Source organism: Clostridiaceae bacterium HFYG-1003, assembly GCA_024579835.1.
GTDB lineage: Bacteria > Bacillota > Clostridia > Clostridiales > Clostridiaceae > JG1575.
On the sequence record CP102060.1, the window covers coordinates 109878 to 131293 of the forward strand.

General features: G+C 40.4%; 17 protein-coding genes. 6 read left to right on the top strand and 11 right to left on the bottom strand.

Features of this window, described 5'->3' with window-relative positions:
• Positions 1-15 precede the first annotated feature (15 nt).
• Positions 16-1515 carry an IS5 family transposase gene (locus NQU17_00430; GenBank protein ID UUM12064.1) on the bottom strand — a complete coding sequence of 500 codons (1500 nt, stop codon included), beginning with the start codon at positions 1513-1515 and terminating at the stop codon, positions 16-18.
• Between the two features lie 449 nt (positions 1516-1964).
• Here NQU17_00430 and NQU17_00435 point away from each other — a divergent pair, with 449 nt between their 5' ends.
• The 6 genes from NQU17_00435 (at position 1965) to rlmD (ending at position 7314) form a co-directional block, all read left to right on the top strand.
• Positions 1965-3026, top strand: a complete 1062-nt coding sequence (locus NQU17_00435) for a CHAT domain-containing protein (GenBank protein UUM12065.1) — start codon at positions 1965-1967, stop codon at positions 3024-3026.
• Positions 3027-3111: 85 nt separating this feature from the next.
• On the top strand, positions 3112-4305 hold the full coding sequence (locus NQU17_00440; protein ID UUM12066.1) for an ImmA/IrrE family metallo-endopeptidase: 1194 nt from the start codon (positions 3112-3114) through the stop codon (positions 4303-4305).
• Entirely contained in the window at positions 4299-4790 is a 492-nt protein-coding gene (locus NQU17_00445) for a DUF4411 family protein (GenBank protein UUM12067.1), read from the top strand. The genes NQU17_00440 and NQU17_00445 overlap by 7 nt, the downstream gene beginning before the upstream one ends.
• A gap of 382 nt (positions 4791-5172) precedes the next feature.
• Positions 5173-5469 (top strand): RNA polymerase alpha subunit C-terminal domain-containing protein, encoded by a 297-nt coding sequence (locus tag NQU17_00450; protein UUM12068.1) that lies wholly within the window; start codon positions 5173-5175, stop codon positions 5467-5469.
• A gap of 45 nt (positions 5470-5514) precedes the next feature.
• Positions 5515-5925 (top strand): hypothetical protein, encoded by a 411-nt coding sequence (locus NQU17_00455; protein ID UUM12069.1) that lies wholly within the window; start codon positions 5515-5517, stop codon positions 5923-5925.
• 195 nt (positions 5926-6120) lie between these two features.
• Positions 6121-7314, top strand: coding sequence for a 23S rRNA (uracil(1939)-C(5))-methyltransferase RlmD (gene rlmD / locus NQU17_00460; GenBank protein ID UUM12070.1), 1194 nt, complete (start codon positions 6121-6123; stop codon positions 7312-7314).
• On the opposite strand, the gene NQU17_00465 is transcribed toward rlmD, so the two are convergent.
• The 10 genes from NQU17_00465 to NQU17_00510 form a co-directional block, all read right to left on the bottom strand.
• On the bottom strand, positions 7251-8900 hold the full coding sequence (locus tag NQU17_00465) for a recombinase family protein (GenBank protein UUM12071.1): 1650 nt from the start codon (positions 8898-8900) through the stop codon (positions 7251-7253). The two genes, rlmD and NQU17_00465, sit on opposite strands and share 64 nt — an antisense overlap.
• Before the next feature lie 53 nt (positions 8901-8953).
• The gene (locus tag NQU17_00470; protein ID UUM12072.1) at positions 8954-9121 is read right to left on the bottom strand and encodes a hypothetical protein; all 168 of its coding nucleotides are present in this window, start codon (positions 9119-9121) and stop codon (positions 8954-8956) included.
• A 537-nt stretch (positions 9122-9658) separates the two neighbouring features.
• Positions 9659-10084, bottom strand: a complete 426-nt coding sequence (locus NQU17_00475; GenBank protein UUM12073.1) for a sigma-70 family RNA polymerase sigma factor — start codon at positions 10082-10084, stop codon at positions 9659-9661.
• Between the two features lie 376 nt (positions 10085-10460).
• Positions 10461-13544: a DEAD/DEAH box helicase family protein gene (locus NQU17_00480; GenBank protein UUM12074.1), complete on the bottom strand. Its 3084-nt coding sequence runs from the start codon at positions 13542-13544 to the stop codon at positions 10461-10463.
• 13 nt (positions 13545-13557) lie between these two features.
• Entirely contained in the window at positions 13558-15009 is a 1452-nt protein-coding gene (locus NQU17_00485; GenBank protein ID UUM12075.1) for a site-specific DNA-methyltransferase, read from the bottom strand.
• 197 nt (positions 15010-15206) lie between these two features.
• On the bottom strand, positions 15207-16418 hold the full coding sequence (locus tag NQU17_00490) for an IS256 family transposase (GenBank protein UUM12076.1): 1212 nt from the start codon (positions 16416-16418) through the stop codon (positions 15207-15209).
• A 97-nt stretch (positions 16419-16515) separates the two neighbouring features.
• Positions 16516-16905, bottom strand: a complete 390-nt coding sequence (locus NQU17_00495; protein UUM12077.1) for a DNA methylase — start codon at positions 16903-16905, stop codon at positions 16516-16518.
• Positions 16906-16922: 17 nt separating this feature from the next.
• Positions 16923-17639, bottom strand: a complete 717-nt coding sequence (locus NQU17_00500; protein UUM12078.1) for a DUF4391 domain-containing protein — start codon at positions 17637-17639, stop codon at positions 16923-16925.
• A 38-nt stretch (positions 17640-17677) separates the two neighbouring features.
• Positions 17678-19525 carry an ATP-dependent helicase gene (locus tag NQU17_00505; protein ID UUM12079.1) on the bottom strand — a complete coding sequence of 616 codons (1848 nt, stop codon included), beginning with the start codon at positions 19523-19525 and terminating at the stop codon, positions 17678-17680.
• Positions 19509-21404: an AAA family ATPase gene (locus NQU17_00510; GenBank protein UUM12080.1), complete on the bottom strand. Its 1896-nt coding sequence runs from the start codon at positions 21402-21404 to the stop codon at positions 19509-19511. The genes NQU17_00505 and NQU17_00510 overlap by 17 nt, the downstream gene beginning before the upstream one ends.
• Positions 21405-21416: the final 12 nt, after the last annotated feature.

The window sequence follows — 21416 nt, forward strand, 5'->3', positions numbered from 1 at the left end:
AATAATTGCTACTTTTCAGGAAGCAATTGCATAAACCTCGAAAGATATGTAGAAATTGAAGACTTGGTTTTTGTCAAAAAAAGAAGCAAGATGCTTCCTTAGGTTGCGGAAGGAATTCATCACAACAAAACTAACACAGATCATCACCTCAGTGGCTTGCTGTGTTCTCTCCATAATTCTGTCTAGACCATACTTCCGTTTGCTTTCTCCGATTTTGGCTTCCACCATATTGCGATCGCCAGCCTCCTGGACCTCTGCTGCTCGCTGCTGCTGGCGCACCTGAGGATCCTTTGGGGGTCTGCCAAGTGCCGGACCGTTCATTCGGATATTCTTGCTTTTGCAGAATGCCAGGTTGGCTTTGTTTCGATATATCTTATCTGCCAGGATCCTTTCAGGATATGATCCTGTTCTTTCTTTGTAACGCTCAGCACTCTCTTGCAAGGTCAGGGCTTCATTGAAGTTTTCATACGAAAAATACTCCATTCGCACATACCCATCCACCGTTGAGAGGGCAATTTTCGAACCAAACTCGGTGTTGACGGATGCCTTGCCCCGCTTGATAGGCCTTACCCAGGGCTGGGACACACTGACAATTCGACGTTCGATCCGGTTAATTTTTAACTTCCACATCTCAAACTGCTGATCATGAATCAAAGACAGTGTCTTGAGTGCATCCATCGTCTTTGGGCTGATGGGTTTGTTCATGGCTGGTGAGTCAAAGTATCCCAGGCAGCGTTTCAGCAATCTCAAGAGAATACCCTGTTTTTCTCGGAACTGGGCTGGAGTATTTTTTTTCGATTTGGAGATGCTCAAATAAGCCTGTCTGGCATGATTCAACAATGACTTCTGAGTTTTGGTAATGGGTTTTCCTCGTGTTATTTCTAGATGACGCATGGCTGAACAGACCGCCTCATACAGGAGGCGGATATCCGTCGGGAAGTGGATGTCTTGTGGAACACAGGTAGCATCCAGGATCAACGTACCGCTGTTTGTCTGTACCAAGTCATTGACCGAAGAAGTGCTTGACTCAGAGCCTTGGGGATCGCTTTCCCCCGATTGGCCGCCGCTCGAATCATCATCACTATCATCATTGGACGATGGTTTCTTTAAGGGATTCTGAGCAATAATGGCTTCATTGATTTGGCAAATTTCTGCGGCTGGAAAGCGTTGCCTGAAGTAAGACATCAAGCTGGTATCAAAGGGCAATTCACTTGAGAATTCTTCGAATCCAAGGAATAACTGAAGATATGGATTTTCACGAACCAGCTCAATCAAATCCGCATCAGAGACATTCAAGGCTTGTTTGAGAAAAAGAGCGCCAAAGGCCAGTCTGGATGAGTATGCCCGGTTGCCACGGGACCCATTGAACTTAGTGGCATAGATTTCTTCGATGAGATCCCAGGGCATTTGATGGGATAATTTCACCCATCGATTGGAGGGATCAATGCTGACCCCATGGAAACCACTTGGGTATTCAAACACCGAAATTTGACGATTTCTCTTCTTAAAACCCATAAAAATCTCCTGAATACGAGCAAAAATGCTGAAATTTAATGAAAACTTATAATTTTATTATACCAGAAACCAGTTAAAAGTGGCTTGAACACTATGTTCCGGACCCATTCAGCAGTCTCTATTCTACCTGCCACCGTATGCTCCAGAGTACAATCCTGATGAATTGCTCAACAGCGATCTCAAACGTGGCATAAGTAAAAAACCAAGTCCCAGGAGCGATGAGGAGCTTGAACATAATGTTCGATCTCATTTAAAAACTGTGCAATTGCGTCCTAATAAAATCAGGGGGTTCTTCCATTCAAAAACCACAAAATATGCCTCTTAATATGCGCAAGGTTTAATCAGGGGAGCAATAGCTTGATATTCTATAGCACTCCGCAGGAGGCTGTATTTAAGGCTTTGGGTGTGGAATAGATAGAATTACAAAAGGTTCCAAAGGAGGAAAAGATATGGCCCAGATTGATACCTACAGAAATAATTTGGCGAGGAAAAGGCAGGAACTCGCCAAATTGTCTTCCGACAGGGCAAAAGAAAGCGGAAAAATTCAACCGCTAAAATCTAAGATATTATCTGCAAAGCAATCGATAGCAAGAACGAAACAAGCCTCTACACAGAAATCAAAATTAGCTGAAATCGAGCGTCATGAGAAATCTCTTGCGGCTATAGATAAAGCCATCGCTCTAATAGATAGTAAAATCGCAGCCAAAGAACGAGAAATTGCCACCGAAGAGAAAAGAGTCAGGCAAGAGCAAGATAAAATCTATACTAAACGAGATAAAGAGGAAAAAGCCCGTTTAAAGGCGAGTGAGCAGCAGATGAGAAAGGTTAACCAATCTTTACAACAACATAGTTTTACTCAATCGCAGCTCACATACGAAATCGAACAACTTAAGTATGTCCCAGAAAAGATTACGGTATTGCTGTTTGCGACCAATCCTCGCGGGACAAGTCAACTTCGTTTGGACGAGGAGGTCCGTTCAATTCAAGAAATGATTCGCAAATCCGCACACAGGGATTCTATCGTCTTTGAAAGCCGATGGGCTGTGCGACCGCTTGACATTTTGCAGGCGATCAATGAACTCAACCCTGATGTCGTCCATTTTAGCGGTCATGGTACAGACATAGGCGAATTGGTGCTTGAAAACGCTGATGGCACAGCAAAGTATGTCACCAAGGAAGCCATTGCGCAGACCATAATGACTTCATCGGATAAAATTCGCCTGCTCATTTTCAACGCCTGCTTTTCCTATGAGCAAGCAAAAGCTGTTACGGAATATGTTGATGCCGCTATTGGCATGACAGCTTCCATTGGAGATACTGCAGCGGTAGCTTTTGCTGCTCAGTTTTATTCGTCTCTGGGGTTTGGGCTTCCTGTTCAAAAGGCATTTGAACAAGCCAAAGGCGCCTTAATGCTCGAAAGCCCGACAGAACAAAACACCCCGGAATTATTTTTGAAAGGAGGAATTGACGCTGACTCTTTGTACATAGTGCGCCCCAATCTTGATAGCTAAACGGAGGCTGTTATGGTTACTATGCGGAACAGGGTTGCATCTTAACCAAATGCGCAAATAACCCATGGAGAAGGGAGGATTACCGATGGCACGAGCCGACGCAAATATTAATAAGGAGACCCTTAGCTTTATCTGCTCACAGATAGGCGTCACGGTTGCTTACCTTTCTCAGAGAACAGGGCAGACAGAGGAAAGGGTCAGCGCGTGGCTGGATACTTCAAACACCGATTATCCGACAATAAATCAGGCTAAGGGGCTTGCGAAGGTTCTGAAGGTCCCTTTTGCCGGGCTGTATATGAATAAGAATATCTTGCCCATTAAACAGTTACCTGCCTTGAGGAACTTGCGGACACTACCTTATGATATAGCGATGGACGATAGTTCTTTGAACCTTGCGGTTGTTGAACTCATTCGCTACCACGATTTTTTGGTTTCTTCAGAATCGGACATGATAATTGAAGCACTACCGCTGTCGCTGCCTGCAATTGCCGACAACGCCAGCGTTATTGAATATGCAAAAACCATAAGAGTGTTTTTCGGTATTAAATTGGATGACCAGTTTAAGCTGACCTCTCCACGACAGTTCTACCTTTATGTGCGGCAAAAAATTGAGAGCAAGGGCATCTTCGTTCACTGTTTTACAGGCGTTGATGTAGAAACTGTTCGTGGTATATCAATCTTCAATGAAACCGCTCCGATTATTGGCGTTAACGAAAATGACAGGTATCCAGCCAAGACGTTTTCAATAATCCACGAGTTGGTTCATATCCTAAAGCGCCAGTCCACACTCTGCAATGAGATGGTTTCGTCGTTTTCTTCCGCAACGGAAGAGGTGTTTTGCAATGCTGTGGCTGGTGAGGTGCTTGTTCCTACAGACTCGTTAAACGCGTATCTGTCCGCAAAGAAAATCACTTCAATCACCTTGGATGATGTAGAAACTATGGCGGGTAGATTCAGCATAAGTAAAGAAGTCGTTATTAGGAGACTACTCGACACAAGGCGGTTTACTCAGGACGAGTATGACACTTTTGCAAACGAAATCCGACAAAACTTTGTACAGCAGATAGAAGCAGAAAAAATGGCCCGGCAGGAAGGGCGAAGACAGTCAATTCCTAAAAACGTCAGCAGAGAAGCAATTGACAAGACCAGCCCGGCGATTTGCCGTATTCTGCTAATGGGTTATAGCGACGGGTATTTCAGTAAACAGGAAGTTTCAGGTTTTCTTGGGATAAAAGAAAAACACATTCCGAAGTTCCTTGCGGAGGTGGCGAGATGGTAAACAATATGTACTCAGAGCAAATGACTCTGATACCACCGCCCTACCGCTATATAATTGACACATGTTCGATTCTTTCCCAAAAAGCGGACGAGCCTCACCGTCGCAGCGTGTACAGTACCCTGTGGCAAAAGATTGATGAGTTGGTTAAGTCATCGGAAATCGTTTTATGCTCTGAAATCAAAGATGAGGTCGAGGACGACACTCTGAAACCTTGGATTCAACAATGCACCGTTTTAGACGTTGATGCTGGAATTGAACATAATGTCACTAAAATCGTGAACGAACACCCAGAATTGTTGAACTTTACGAACATGAAGTCTTCCGGTGATGCCTTCCTCATTGCGACCGCAATGAAGTATCGGATTGCCGTGATTACCGAGGAAAACAAAGACTCGCCAAAGAAAATCCCTAAAATATGCGCGGCGTACAATATCCCGTGCTATAACGTGACCGAACTCGCCGAAAAAGAAGGCTGGTCATTTTGAGACTTACCGAAAAGACATAAAAGTAATGTGGGAGAAATTGTGCAAAAGCGGTGCATCTTTTAACGATTTGATTTGAGCGGTGTATTTTAGCAATAAGTATTTACTTTGCCACCGTAGATGACAGGACTTTAACCCTATGTACTGACTTATTCCCGCGAATGAATAAAAACAATAGAACTGTTCCCTCGAACAGAACACCCCATAAAAACCACTATTGACTTGTTCCCGAGAACGGACAAAACGTAAAATACAGACCAGACATCAATCTGATGCTATCGTTCCACGTTGAGACCGTCGTCTTGATGACAAGAGAGTAAGATCGATCAATGAGTAGAATCCGATCTCTAAAACAGAGTGTAGAAAGTAGTCGGAGGTATTATTTATGACTGAGAGAGCAAATCTAAGAACTTGTGAAAAGGGACATAAATATTATAAAACCAGTGATTGCCCAACGTGTCCGATCTGCAACGCAGAGAATAAGCCCGAATTTGGCTTCCTGTCGAAATTAGGCTCTCCTGCAAGAAACGCATTAGTTCACGAAGGGATTGATACGTTGCAAAAGCTCTCAAACTATACAGAGAAGGAAATATTGAATATGCATGGAATCGGACCAGCATCCTTGCCCATCATGAGATCGCTCCTCAAAGAAGCGGGGCTTTCATTTAAAAAAGATAAGTAAAGTTGGATTTCTAATAAAAAAAGCTAAGAGAGGCAGGAAGTTAGAATGAAAGTGAAAGCATTGAAAATCGACCATGAGTATTATCTTTATCCAGAAGGATATCCGGAGCTGCATCAAATGGGGGCGTATCTGAATACCACGGAAAGCCGGTTTGTGCACCTCGTGCAGTTGCTGGATGATAATTGTGTAGAACCCTACTTCATTGAATCGGAACAGGCAGATTGCTATCTGAATGTTTCCCGGATGGAGAAACTCCGGGAAAGCGAAGTGACAATTTTGTCGAAGGAAGAATACGATCAGAGACTGGTCGAGTGCATTGCCAGGATCTGCACGGACTGCGTTCATTATATAGATGATCAGAAGGGAGACAATCTGGAGGGGCACAGAAACAAGCTGAGCTTGGATGGCAACTGCTTTTTTAAGGAGCCAGTCGAGGAAAAGGATACCATGTTCTAATTCTGTGGCGAAACCTCGAGCATGACATCGGCAGGTACTTGTCGGCAGGCTGTCAGACGTTTCAATCAGCCGACAGATCGGAACGAATTAGTACAAGTCTGGATCTCTGCAACCCTTTCGATACTACAAAGGTGTTGCAGAGATCCAGTTCGCTCAATCAAAATCAGACGCCGGAATCACCGGGAAAGACATAGAATGAATAAAACACAATTAGTTAACGTGAAACCGCCTTGTATATACTATGAACGCTGTGGAGGATGCCAGCTCCAGCACTTGTCCAATGAAAGCCAGAATCAGGTGAAGCAGGAGATCGCTGAGAAGTATCTGAGCTCCTTCGGGAAGGTTGAAGACATCCTGGTAATGGAGCATCCGTATGAGTATCGCAACAAGATTCAGTACTCCTTCGGATATGGAAGAAAGAAAGAGCTGATCGCAGGCATGTACGCTGAGAACTCTCATTCCATCATTGATATTGATCAGTGCATCATTCAGGATCCCCGAGCGGACCGAATCATCCATACCATCAAAAAGATCATGAAAAAATACAAGATGGAGCCGTATCAGGAAGATCGTGAAACCGGCTTTCTTCGGCATGTTCTGATCCGGACTGGCTTTACCACCGGAGAAGTCATGCTGGTGCTCGTAACAGCTCATTCGATCTTTACCGGTAAGAAAAACTTCATTCAGCTTCTGACGAAGGAACACCCGGAGATTACGACCATCATCATGAACATTAACAATCGAAGTACCTCCATGATCTTGGGGGATAAGGAAACCACAATCTATGGCAAGGGGTATATCGAGGATATCCTTTGCGGCATGAGATTCCGAATTTCCTCCAAGTCCTTCTATCAGATCAATCCCAAGCAGACGGAAGTTCTATACAACACGGCTCTGAAAATGGCTGATTTTAAGGGGAACGAAAGAATCCTGGATGCCTATTCGGGGATCGGCACCATTTCACTGATTGCAGCCAGACAAGTCAGAGAAGTCATTGGCGTTGAAGTTAACCCGGATGGCGTACGCGATGCCATCAAGAATGCACAGACCAATCAGGTGACCAATGTGCATTTTTATAAGGCAGACGCAGGCGAGTTCATGCAAGAGCTGGCCAGGAGGAACGAACCCATTGATGCAGTGATCATGGATCCTCCCAGATCCGGCAGCGACGAGACATTCTTAAATTCGTTATGCAGCCTGAAGCCCCAAAAGATCATCTATATTTCCTGCAATCCTGAAACACAGGCCAGAGACCTGGAATATCTGCTGAATCACGGATACCACGTTCAGAAGATCCAGCCAGTTGACATGTTCCCTCAAACTTCTCACGTTGAGACGTGCGTACTTTTGTCCCACAAGAAATCACAGGCATCTTCACCGCCTTTATAAACAGGGAAATTAAACAAAATAGACTTTAGGGGCAGCTCTGCCTCACCACATGGAAAAATCTCTATTTCTTTGATTAACGAAGATATTAGGGATTTTTTCTCTTCATCGCTGATTTTGTCGTACACCTTGTCGAAGTTTGCCAACAGGGTATAGATGTTTTCTAAAGTGATTGCATCCTGCTCTACAGCTTTGCGGCGCAGCAGAACGTCTTCAATTTTCTCTTCAAGTTCTACGATAATGTCATATAGTCCATCAAGCCTGAGGGTCATATCATGGATTTTGCGCTCTCTGAAACGAGTATCCTCAGGCAGGCTGTCGATTTCATTTTCAAGCCGAGTTTTATTCAATTCTGTCTCTTTTAGCTTGGATTCGTAATTTTTCAGCTCTCTGTTCAAGGTAGAGGTATCAATTTCTTTCCCAATCCTTGATTTAATTTCTCCTGCAAAATCCTGATTCTGAATCAGCTCTCGGATCGCTTCAATGACTAACGGCTCGATGTCGGTTTTCTTGAGCATGGTTGTATACTCGCAGGTTTTTCCTCTGGCTGCACGAGCTTTGCTGCACACATAATAATAAACTTCTTTATAGGTACCGTCTTTGTTTGTCCATGCGTGCTTGTTGGTATACATTGGGCCGCCGCATTTAGGACACCTTAAAATACCGCTTAACAAATGTGCTCTGTCACGACCTATTTTGGAAGGTGACTTAACGCCTGTCAGCTCTCTTTTTTCATGTGCAGCATTCCACAGCTCTTCACTTATAATTGCCTCATGTTGACCTTCGGCTATGATGTAATCTTCCTGCGGGACTTGCTTATATTCATTCTTGCTGCCTTTTACTTTTTCACGGGCACGTCTGCCATAAGAGATTTTGCCGCAGTATACAGGATTATCAATAATCATCCTGATAAAATGTGTGCCCCAGAGCGAAAGGGTGCCGTTATTTCGTTGTACTTTCTGAATACCTTGCAGATTGAGGTAATTGGCGATTTTATGAAATCCCATATTTCCATTCAGATATTTATCAAAGATAATGCGTACAGCCTCAGCCTCATCTTCTTGAATAAAAAGCTGTTTGTCTTTGAGGAAGTAACCGTAAGGAGCAAAACCACCGTTCCAGCCGCCCTGACGAGCTTTTTCCTTCCGTCCGTTCATTGTCTGCTCGATGATATTTTCACGCTCTATTTCAGCCACGGCAGATAGAACGGAAATCAAAAGTTTTCCGCTTGTTTGTGATGAATCAATACCTTCCTCAATACAGATCAAATTCACGCCAAAAGCTTGAATATGCTCCAAAGAGTTTAGAATATCAGCAGCATTTCTGCCAAAGCGGGATAGTTTGTATACCAATACATAATCAATCTCTAAACCATTTTCAATATCAAGCAGCATTTGCTTAAAGGCAGGTCTGCCCTCGATGGATTTACCGGATTTGCCTGCATCTTCGTAGATGTTTACAATCTCCATTTCTTCTCTATCAGCAAAACGCCTTAAGTTGCTTTTCTGCCCATCCAAGCTGAAACCATCTACTTGCATTTCCGTGCTAACACGGGGATAAAGTACACATTTTTTTCCACTCCTATTCATAGTCATACCTCCAATATAATATTGGAAAATATCGATAGTTCAAACACAGCCATTTACTCAACACGGTTTATTTCATCCAGTACATCAGCACCATGCTTTTCTATAATCTGCGAAAGCACCTTTATAAAATCCTGAAATGATTTTGATGCCCTTGCTGCATACAGTTCTTGAGGCAGGGCAACTTCGACCGTGGTTTCGGGTAAGCTTTTGATATTTTCCATTTGTAATCACCTCCAAGTGAGGTGCTTATTTTGATTATAAGCACTTATTATCTATTTGAGAAGTTTGTCACTGTACCAATAGAAGCACACCACAAATTGCGTTGTGCAGAAATGTGGTGTGCCTTGTTTTTATGTTCATGTGCCTTATTTGCCACGCACCCAGGCAAGGGGGGTATTTTGAGCTGTCATTGGCTTGACATCATAGCCCCGCAATACCGATTAGCCTTGTCCCTTCAAGAGGCCGCAAATATCGCAGGAACTCCCCCTCAAGTCTGTGGGAGGTCGTGAGAAAGTATCATTATTCCTTATGTGTGTCATCGCACCAACCGTGCCAATGGTTGGTCTAATGGCTGCATTTATCGCTCCGACTGTGCAATGTACTGTCATCATGGCGCTGCCCATTATGTCGCTTCGCTTTTCAGCCACATAGGATTCGTACTCAAAATACCGTATATTTAGTTGTCAAGGAACAAAAAATCACATGACGCTAAACTCGTCTTACTAATCAGGACAAAAATCGGGTGAAAGTAAGGGGCATTAAAGAAACTTTTTCAAAAACTTCTCAATCGAGCATAATCCTCGTTCAATAGATTCTGAAACCGACACTTTGCTGACACCTTCGGAGCGTGCGATGGCAGTTTTGCTCATGCCTAAGAAGAAATGGGCATAGATCCGTTTTGCTTGCTTATCGGGTAATGAGGCTATCGCTGCATGGAGCTGCTCTTGGGTCAGTTTGCGCTCGTAAAGCTCATGGGGAGAGAGGGAGACGAAGAGAATATCCCGTTCGATACCATCCCCACGGTCAAGGGAGTATGTAGCTTTATAGCGGCGCTTTGTTCGCTCGTAGGTTTCCTCTGCTTTGATAAAATCTACGAATATCTGCGCCAGCTCGTCTGGCACATCAATCCATTTATCTTCCGTGAAGTAATAAGGGTAAATATCCTTTAGGTTTATGGTTTTCATATTTGACCATCCTTTCAATTTTTTTAATCTGATTGAAAGGACAGACGGCGGAGAACGCCCGGATTTTAATTTTAAAAACCGATAAATCTTTAGAATAAAAAAACGCACCGAGCCAGAATGGTTCGATGCATTAAACACAACAAGAAAGCTTGTTTTGAGTTTAAGACGAAAAGACACCATAACCCTCCTATGAGTTACGGTGTCTTTATTTTTTAAAATATGACGTTTTCTATGGCAGGACGTAATTCGGCTATATATGTTACTTGAGTAAGCTCCGTTCAGAGCCCTTGGTATGAAGTTTACAAGTGAAATAGCTCATTGCTCTCAAACATACCATAAGTGACAGCTCCTTATATGATCAAACAAGCAGGTTATCTTACATACTTTCTTTTACACCGAACTTTGTTTTAAAATCCTCATAGCTATTGACCCAATTGAATTTAACCAATTCAGATACAGCCTTGAAGTGTAATTCGCCGCAACGTATTTTGTTTACTTCAACATCGGTTAAGTCCTTTTCAAGTTTTCCGGCTTTTGTTTCTACGATGAAGTAAATTCCTACAGCACCTGCTTCAAGTCCATCTTTTCTACATACAACCGCCCAGTCGGGGGAGTAGTTTCCGTAAGGGGTGTCTATTACGAAACCGCCTTTTTTAAGTTTGGTGAATAAGATAACATTGTCATTTGCTTCAAGTTTTTCTGCAAATTCCTTTTCGCCCTTGCTATCCATTTTGTAGTATTCATTCAAGGCATTTTTTCTATGTGGATTCGACTTAAAAATACGCCATTCATTGTTAAAATCTTCTTCGCTAATGGTGTCTGTAGCGAAAATCTGCCCTTCGTCCAGCTCATAGCCATCAATGACTTCGTAGGAAGTTATATTTGCCGCTTTGGCATCATTTAATCGCACCAAAATCTTTTGCGTCACTCTGTCAAGAATGTCTTGGAAATTGAGAGCGTCCCTTTTTTCAATACCAGATAACATTTTAAAAATTGCAAGACGAGGCAGCAGAGTATGGTGCATGATATAGTTTACAATTTCAAAATCGCTTTTCGGAATAACCTTTATACCTACATCAATATCGAATGTCTTATCACCTGATTTTACCATTTCAAACATCTGGGCATCGTTAAATCCAGCCTTGCCTGTTGCTATATTAACAGACTTATTGACTTTAAAGAATTGCAGATAAGTGTTTATTTCCTCGATGCAGTCTGAAATGAACTTGTCCTTATCTACATTACATTTGTAAATCGTCCGTTTGGTCAAATTGCTACTCAGTCCAAAGTAAATTTGCTGAAACTCCTCTTGAGATACAAAAGCACGAATCGCATTTACATAAGGTTCATTATCACCATTTTTAATTTCAATGCGCTGAGAACCTTTCTGAACCATGTACTCTACAAAATTTTCTTTCAGCAATAGGGTGTGTTCATTTAATACTTCATTCTCAAAAACAAGACTTTCAAGGAGTTTTGAAGTTTGCTCCACGTTTTTGCTAAGGATATTATTGCTGTCAAAGATGCCTTTACGCATTAGCTCTTGCTTGAAGGTGTCAACCAACTCAGCGGTAATCTTTTCTTTTGGAACGCCTGCTTTTTCAAGAGTGACAGTCAGGATATCGGCTGTTACTTCATTTTTGTTAAAATTCATATTTTGATTGAAATCTTCTTGCAGAACTCTTGAAAAATTCTCATAGCTATCGTTTGCAATAACTGTCAGCTCGTTAACTTCGGAGTCCAAGCAGCGGTTGCCTGTGATATCTACCGGAAGCCTTAAGCCACGTCCAATCTCTTGTTTCTTAGCAATATCAGAACTCCCGTTTTTTAGTGTACAAAGGGTAAATACATTTGGATTATCCCAACCCTCACGAAGCGCTGAATGCGAGAAGATAAAGCTCAGTGGTTCTTCGAAGGAGATAAGTTCGTCTTTCTTCTCAAGAATCAAGCTGATTCCACGATCAATATCTTCCTGGGATTTAGCCTTTACATCTAGTTCGCTTTTGCTGTCGTCCCAATCTTCAATTTCTACTTCATTGTTTTTTTTATCGATGGCAAAATAGCCTTCACGCACTTTTAAAATGTCTTGGTGCTCGGGGAAATACTCTTTATATTTTGCAAGCTGCTTTTCGTAGCTGTTTATCGCACTTTGATACTCTTCATCAAAAATGCGCAGATACTCACCGCGTCCATCAGGACGGGTATTATCTCTAACCTTGCTAACTGCATCCACAAAGAAAAGGGTCAAAGCTTTAACTTTCTTTCCGCTCTTTAAAATTGAAAACTGCTTTTCAAAGTGATTTCTGATAGCAAGTCTGATTTGAATGCGGGTAGCTTCATTATCTTCTAATCCATTGTTGCTTTCACCAAGCTCAAGGGTTATCGTACCATCCGTGGTAGCTATTTTTAATGGCTTGAGCTTATGGGGTTCTTCTGCCACACGCATATTTCGATATTGTATCAGACCACCCGATAAATCCTCAAGTGAAGCACCTGCTGAAACTTCGAAGGTTTTGAAGCGTATAGAATCGCCTTGCTTTTGTGAGAACATTTCTATTCTTGCCTTCAAGTCTTTTGTGAAAGCTACATAACGAATGTAGGGGTAATCACGTTCAATAACTCCGTTTACAGTCTTGACTGTAATTTTCTTGACCAAATCATTTTTATAAGCGGCATAGGAGTCAAGTTTATAAATCTGATTGTATAGTTGTTTGTGGGTGGCTGAATAACGGAGGACAAATAATGGCTCAATATCATCAATGGCTTGTAATGACTTTGATTTTTTCCCTTTTTGACCTTCGATTTTTTGTGGCTCGTCAATGATCACTATCGGCTTAATATATTTGATATCATCCCACAAAACCTGACCGTATTCATCTTCACTACGGATTTTATTGTTGTCCTTGTTAAAGGCTTGAATATTCAGGACACAGATGCTTAAGTCATTTGTTTCCACAAGGCTTGAACTAACTTTTTTAGGGTTGTTATTGTCATATATAAAGCTGTGTTTGGACAAATCAACATCATAAAGTCTTTTAAAGTGATCTCTTAACTGATCGATGGACTTTTCAACACCTTTACGGATGGCAATGCTTGGCACAACAATCATAAATTTCTTAAAATCATACTCTTTGTATAATTCTAAAACGGTTCGTAGATACACATATGTTTTACCTGTACCTGTCTCCATTTCAATTGAAAAGTTATTGTTTTCAAGTACATTATCTGCGAACAACTTGTTGTCAAGTTGCACCTGTCTTAGATTTTGAAGCAGTCTACTGCCCGCTACAATGCTCTGGTTCCTTACGGGATCTCCTTCGCCAACCTTCTTGGTGCGGTTTGGTCGATATATTCCATCTGTTTGGCGAGGAAGTCCCTTAAACAAGTCCACGGTGGAGTGGATTGCTTTAAGCTGATAGTCCAATTCATCGTCGAATTGGAACGCAATTCTTTTTGCCATGGATACTTCCTCCTTATAAGAATTCTACGGTATATGCCTTTTTCGCAAGCCCTGAATTTCTTTCAATCAGATTTTTAAGTCTCCTAAAAGTTTCATCTTTCAGGTTGATATCATCTTTAAAAGCAGAATCTCTAAAGACGAACTTAATAGGCAATGGATCAAGGGCAGCCAATTTATCAATTAACACTTCAGTAATCTCGGTTTCAAGACAAATCAAATATGTGCTTCCGTACAAATAGGTTCGGTGACCAATGTCAGTTAGTGTTTCCAAGCTAGAAGAGAGAGGTACATCTTTTTGGCGAAGCATCACTTCATATACAACGTCAATGTCAGTAAAGCCCAATGTAAAGTCAGCAAGGTCAGGGGTATGGGTTATTGCACTGGTATCAAGCTGTCCTAGAGTATCATACAAGTTCCACTTGATATTGGTATCCGCTGTACGGAATACTTTAAAGCCTATATCAGGAGCTTTTTGGATTTCTTCACCGATTTTAAGCTTAGTATTGCTTGCCTCGATTTCTTGCTTTATTTTTTCGCCTGCGCGACGGATACGCTCTTTGCCAAGTTCGCATATATCTTTGTATCCTGCTCTGTATGCATCACTGTTTTCGCCAGTTTCTTCAGGTAGCTGAACCATAATAAATCTCCTGTTTCCAGCATCTTCAGAATTAAGTTGCATAACAGCATGGGCAGTAGTGGCAGAACCAGAGAAAAAGTCGAGAACTGTATATTCTTTGCCCATATGGAATAATAGTTTTTTGATTAGTGATATTGATTTTACAGTATCAAATCCAACAGGTGTCCTCATTATAGTATTTAACTCGTCTTTTCCTGTCTGTGCGGTTCCGTATTCTGAGGCACTGAACAATGACCAAAAAGGTTTAAATTGTATTTTATCTAACTCATCTTCTGGGTATATAGCTTTTTTAACAATACCATCAACTATTTCTACTTTGCCTTCCTTTTCCAAAAGACGAGCGGTATCTTCTCCGATCTGCCAGCGTTTGCCTTCTCTAGGATTTTGGCCTAGAATTTGGAATTTCATAGTAGGTCTATTATAGCTTCCAGCATCGGATTTCTCTATTATTTCAAATCTACATGCACCATGTTTTCCAATGTGGGGATAGGATAAGTCACTATTAACTTCTTCTACATTAAAACCTGGCACGTTACTCTTGTTTTTAGAATATATTAATATTGGCTCAGTTTTTTTCTGTAAACCGAACTTAGCTGAACCAGCATTTATCGGTTGTGTAGTAGATTCCCAAGTAATATCTCCAAAATAATTAGCTTCATCAAAAATCTCATCGCATACTTTTTTTAGATTACTGTATTCATGTTCATCTATACTGATAAAGATTACTCCATCATCGGTCAACAAATCCTTCGCTACCCTTAATCGTGGATACATCATATTCAGCCAATTAGCATGGAAACGGTTAGATGATTTTGAGTTTTTTTGCAATGCGTTGCCAGATTCATCACGAGAACCTTCTAGAATGTCACTTTCTTCTTTACTGATTTTAAACTTATCATTATAAACAAAATCACCATCAGTGTTGTATAGTCAAGTCCATTTTAGTGTGTAAATTACCTCGGGTACATCAGATTCTATGTTAAACCAGGAAACCTGGTACAATATCTATTTCTAGAATTTCTTGCTTATGCCGCTTGCTGTTCATTATTGGAAGTGCCTGAGCAAGCCTGATGATAGGTATCCAGGTTCAGATAAATCCTACCAGAAGACCATTTTTCATCGTGCTCGATGAGGAGCGCTCCCATCAGTCGAATGGCTGATAATTCGTTGGGGAATATCCGGATTACCCGCTCCCGACGCCGGATTTCCTGATTCAGCCGCTCCACCCCATTGGTGGTCCTGAGACGCTTTCGTATGTTTAAAGGCAGACTCAGTACCGCAGTGATATCATCAAATGCCTGGTCAAGGAGATCCATCGCTTTGGGTGCGGCAGCTTCGTATTGCTGAATAATTCGTTGTTTTGCAGCTCTGGCACTCTCTTCATCCGTTGCTTCATAGATCTGGCGCAGGTCCTCCTTCAATGCAGGCTGCAGGGATTTAGGTGTTTTATCCAGAAGGTTCCTTGAGAAATGAGTTTGACATCGTTGCCAGCTGGATCCCTGGAAGTGTCTTCGTACGGCGGCCACAAGGCCAGCATGATTGTCAGAAGTGATCAGCCTCGGTTCTTTCAATCCCCTGGATTTCAACGATTGGAAGAATTCGCCCCAACTGGTTTCTGATTCGCTGTCTGCTAGATGGAAGCCGATGATTTCCCGCCCTCCGTCTTCGTTGACACCGACAGCGATGAGTAAACCCTTAGATCTTACACGATGATTTTCTCTCACCTTGATATAGATAGCATCCACAAGAAGAAAGGGATAATCCGTTTCCAAAGGGCGATTTCGAAACCCATCAACAACCGGATCCAGCCCTTTGCAAAGTTCGGAAACCATGGATTTAGAGAAGGATTTTCCACAAAGCTCTTCGGTGATATTCTCGATTTTCCTTGTAGAGACTCCATTGATGACCATTTCAATCATGGCAAGGACAAGGGCTTGCTCGCTTCGCTGATACCGCTCAAACATGGTCGTGCTGAAATTCCCATTCCGGTGCCTTGGGACCTTCAACGTGATGGTTCCGATGCGAGTGGTCAGCTCTCGCTCCCGAAATCCATTACGGTAAGCTGTACGGTCGCCAGAGCGTTCGTAAGGCTCCGCACCCAGTTGTTCTGTGGATTGAGCACTAAGGACCTGATTGAGAATCTCTTCAAGCAGTTTAGCAAAAGCATCATCTCGTTTATCTTTTGAAAAAAGTCCGTGCAAAAGTTCGGTTTCCAATGTAATATTTAATTGAGCCATATGTTCATCTCCTCGATTAGGTATTTGTTGTGGTAACAATATTTTAACCGAGGTTGAGCATTTTGGCTCGTTTTATTTGAAATTCCTTTTTACACCATTATACGGACTTAATCGTGTTGTATGGTGGATCAATATAAATCATTTTAATGGTGCCGTAATAGTTTTGACGAAGCAACTTTAGAACCTCAAGGTTATCGCCCTCAATATAGAGGTTTTCAGTAGTTTCAGGGTTCTTGCTATCTGATTCGATATAGTTAAGTGTTCTATTATAGACATCTTCTTGAGCTTTTTTCTTTGCGTCTTGCTTGCCAGCCCAAGTAAGCTCGTATTTTTCTTTGTCCACTTCTTCAAATTGCCCAAGCTCTTCTTTTAATGCTTCAAGGTCAACTTGTCCATCTTTAACAGCAGAGGGGAATAGCTGCGCGAGTAGCTTTACATTGTCGCCGACAATGTTGTTTATTTCCTGAGGTACTTTTGAGTAGTCCATTTATTTTTCCTCCATGTTTATAGTTTGTCTAGTTCTGATATAGTTTGTCTTATTTCTTGATTCAGCTTCATTTTCTCACTATTAGTAATGGCCTTTTGTATCTTGTCTTTAGTGCTAGCGAGCGTGCTTAGTAGTGAATAAACGTTTTTCGCTTTACTAAAGCTGTACCATATTGGTTTAGATAAAAATGATTTTGAATCTGCGTACACCTTGTCATTTGTCAAAATATAGGCTCGTAGGAAAGATTCAAAATAAAAAGCACCTTTATTGTCATGGTTTTTAATATTTTCGTAGGCCAGCTCCCTAAGTAGTGTATTTTTATCTGAACTGGGTAGAGCAATGGGGTAAAAGGCTGTAAGAACCTTGTCTGTAACCACAATTTGCGTACTATCATTTTGATTCAATCTTTTTAGTGCGAAAGAGTATGCTTCGTTGTTGGCATCATGCAATTTGATCACACAAGGAGATTTGATAATCTCTTGGTACAAGTTCGCAATGAAGGCAGCCTTTTTGATATCAGTTAACTCAAAATCATAAAACTGAATCACTTGAAAATTGTATTCATCATTGACTAAAGAAGGGATGTCCTCTCCCATGATTTGATAGCGCAAGATCACAGCTTTGACACTTTCTTTGATTTTCTTTTTTACATCGGATTTATACTCTTTAGGGATCAAATCCTTCATGGGTATTTTTTTGCCGACTTTATATTTATCGGGTAAGTTAAACATCATTCCACCACCTTGTAGTTAAAAGCAAACTCTAACATAATCTAAGATTCAAGAATATCTATATCTTTCAAAAATCTTGACGGAGTTTGCCGTTTATTATCGCCCCAAGGCATTTTTTTGCTTCTAGGATAGGAAAGATAGCATAGACGTTTGGCTCTTGTTACGGCAACGTACATGTTATTCTTTTCTTGTTCCATTTCTGAACCACCGGCGCTAACTGCACGATAGTCTGGGAATGTGCCTTCAGATAGTCCAATAACGAAAACTACATCATACTGTAAACCTTTAGACATATGTGCGGTAAGCAAGGAAATTCCTTTGGAAGAAGAGGTGTCCTGAGTTTTCCCAAGGGATATATAATTTCTAAAAGAGAGTAGTGTTCTATTCTCACGCTGTACTTGGCCAGAGTACTTTTTCCAATGCTTATCCCATTGCTCAATATCGTTAATAATTAGATATCTCTCTTCATCCGACATGTTTGCAGGAAGTTGTTCTTTAAGTTGCAGTAAAACCTTAGAGAAATTAATTTCCTCTTTATTTAACGATTGAAAACAAGAGAGCAAGTCAGTGAATGCTGTATTTTCTATAGCTTGTGTTAAGATTGCTATTGAATTATCATCACTAACAATTCCAGATGATTTTCGGTCAGTAATTTTGCACAATTCTCTTAAATGAACAATATCTTTCGGATTTAACAATATTCTGATTCCTAATTCAAATACTTTCATGTAGTCTGATTCGTTCTCAAGGCCATTTGAGCTTTTTTTATAAACAAATGGAATATTAAGTTCTGAAAAAATAGTTTCCAAAGGCGAGAGTACATATTTGTTTCGTGCAATAACTGAAAAAGAATCATAACTTAACCCATTTTCTATGTCAGGATGACCGCTGTATAGTAATTCCTTAATTCTATCTAATACAAATTGAGCTTCACATTTTTCATCCGAAAAAGAATATGCCTTTAATTCTCCTGAATAAACATAATTGGAGACGCTATCGTAATTTCCTAATTTATTCGCAAAATTTACAATCGTTTTTGCAGATCTATAGTTTTCATTCAACAAGTAAATAGTGGGCTTGAAGTCCTTAACAAACTTTTCAGACATTAAAGTGCTATCTGACCCATTGAACCCATATATCGACTGATTTTCGTCTCCTACAAGCATTATATTTTTGCACTTATCTCCACAGAGTGCTTTGATAACTTGATATTGTGCAAAATTCAAATCCTGTGCTTCGTCTACACATACAAACTTATATAGCGAGGTATATAAATTCACAACGGAAGGGTTTTCTGTAAGAATTTTGTATGCAAAAAACAGTATGTCATCAAAATCTAAAGCATTTTGGCTCAATAAACGTTCATTATATTCACGATAGATTACTGGAAATGGTTCGTTCATTTCACACATTTCTGGCGAAATGAATTTCTTTTTTTGTTCGGAAATTAGAGACAAGCATTTTTGTAGAAAAGCGGTAGGCTTTTCTTTTGACTTTAATATTGTCATTAGTTGAGGATCGCTGGAGAAAACATCTCGCAATATTGAAAGCTGATCTGAATTGCTTTCAAAAATCATCAGTTCTTTTCCTAAGCCAATTAAGTTGCCTCTGCTTTGCACTAAATCTAAACAAAACGAATGGATAGTGCCTACGGTAACATTTTCAGCTAAATCACTGATTAAAGTATCTTCCTTAAGTCTATTTTTCATTTCATCAGCAGCGAGGTTACTAAATGTAAGTGCTAAAATTTTACAACGTTTTTTGGATAGAAGAAGATGTTTAATCCTTTCTATGAGGACTCGTGTTTTTCCGCTTCCCGGTCCTGCTTTGACTAGAATAGCCCCTTCCACATGCTTAACAATTTGTTCTTGCTTATTCGATAACTTCATGAGTTCTGTAATCCTCCTTTTCTGTTAAATCTAAAAGACGCCCAATTTCTTTTAAAAGAGTATTAATTTTCGATGGAATTCGTTTGGTAACGTCTTGCTGTGACACTATTTTTTCAGCCACATATGTAGCATATTTCGCTTTCGCTTTTTTTCCGGTACAACAATCATATAATGCACGTTCCAATCCACCTTCACCATCGAAATCCCTTAAAACGTCCTTATATATATGTTGCTGACAAGTACCACACGTAGGATCATTAGTACGTTCTCTACCCATAGATGTATGATTTTTAGTAAGAATATAGTTAGCAAAATATTCTTCATCATTTTCGCACTCATTTATTGCAGAAATAATAATGTCCCTATAACCGTCAGATATTAAATATTTTTCATAATCATTTTCGTTGTCTAAAATAACAATGTTTGACATGCTGTTCAATTCTTCAATATTTTCAACGCCGACGGCTTTTTTAACAGTCTTTTTGGTTTCAGTTTCACCATCGCTGAAAATAAACCAAGGGATATCAAGGTCTTTAATTAAATTTAGAAATGTTTTGTAATTCTGACCGCCAATTCCGATTATATTTATACCGCTACAAATTGCTTCAACTCCGAAGTATTCTTTGAAGTATATAGGTAAGGCTTGTTCTTCGGTTATACCTTCACATAGAACAATAGCATTAGAGAACAGCAATTCACCTCTTGTATTGATAACTTCTCGCTCTATTCGATTCAATTCTTCCGGAGTAAATTGACCTACATTAAAACGCTTCACACTAGTTTTACCTTGCTGCTTATTAATATAAATAATATCCCTTAGGTCTGCCTGAGCAAGAACGCTAGGAGAGTGAGTGCTAATAATTTTCTGCCCATCAAATTCACTTATTTGAAAGTACAGTTGACGTTGAGCTTGAGGGTGTAAATGCGCCTCGGGTTCTTCCATTGTCAACATTGTATAATTTTCAGCATCTTCATCATCTTGCTTAAGTTTTTCGTTGTGCCAATCTACATAAGCACCTAGTGTTAAAAAAGATATCCAACTTCGTGTTCCCATTCCGTGTTGTGATATGGAAAACTGAGCAGCTACGCCGTCTTTATATACAATGTCCATTCCTTTGTGCAAATCAGAAATTTTTCTAGCGAGGGGTTCAATTTCCACAGTACCTGTTGATGAACCCATTGTTTTACCTATAGAAGACATTCTTCTATTTGTTTGTTGCAGCGCAGGTATATTTCGAACAATTTCTGAATTTATATAGTTTAGCTGTCCTTCTAATTCCGAAGTTAGCTGATCTGATAAATCACTTTGAGACGTAGCTTTACCAAAAAATGATTTTCTGTTTTTGATATCTTCAACAGCATCACGATGAGCATCCATATAAAAAGATGTCAATGAATCAACCATATCATTTCCAAAGCTTTTCTTTGCACCAACAACTGATGTTTCAATAGAATCATTCCATTCCTGAATAGGCTTTTTGACAATAATATAGTCATCTTTTCTTATATCGTATTGAAGGACAGTTCTAATTCCGACGTAATCTCCGTTGGTTTCGTCAGGTGTAATCCAAGAATCTGTAAATACACTTATCCAGAAATCAGAAAATGTTTTTTGAAAAGTACCTTCTAAGTCTACTGGCTTCAATAAAATATCTATTGTTGCTGTTTTAGTGCTTGAAATTCTTTCCTCTGATGAAATAAAAATATCAGATTCAGAAATATCTCGAACGTTACCAAAAGCAATATTTATTGCTTTGAGCAGGTTGGATTTTCCACAATTATTCTGTCCTATGATAATATTGGTTTTATTGATTGTTAAATCAATGTTTTCCAATGATCTGAAGTTATTCACTCTAATATTTGTTAAGGATATTGGCATTAGGTACCTCCT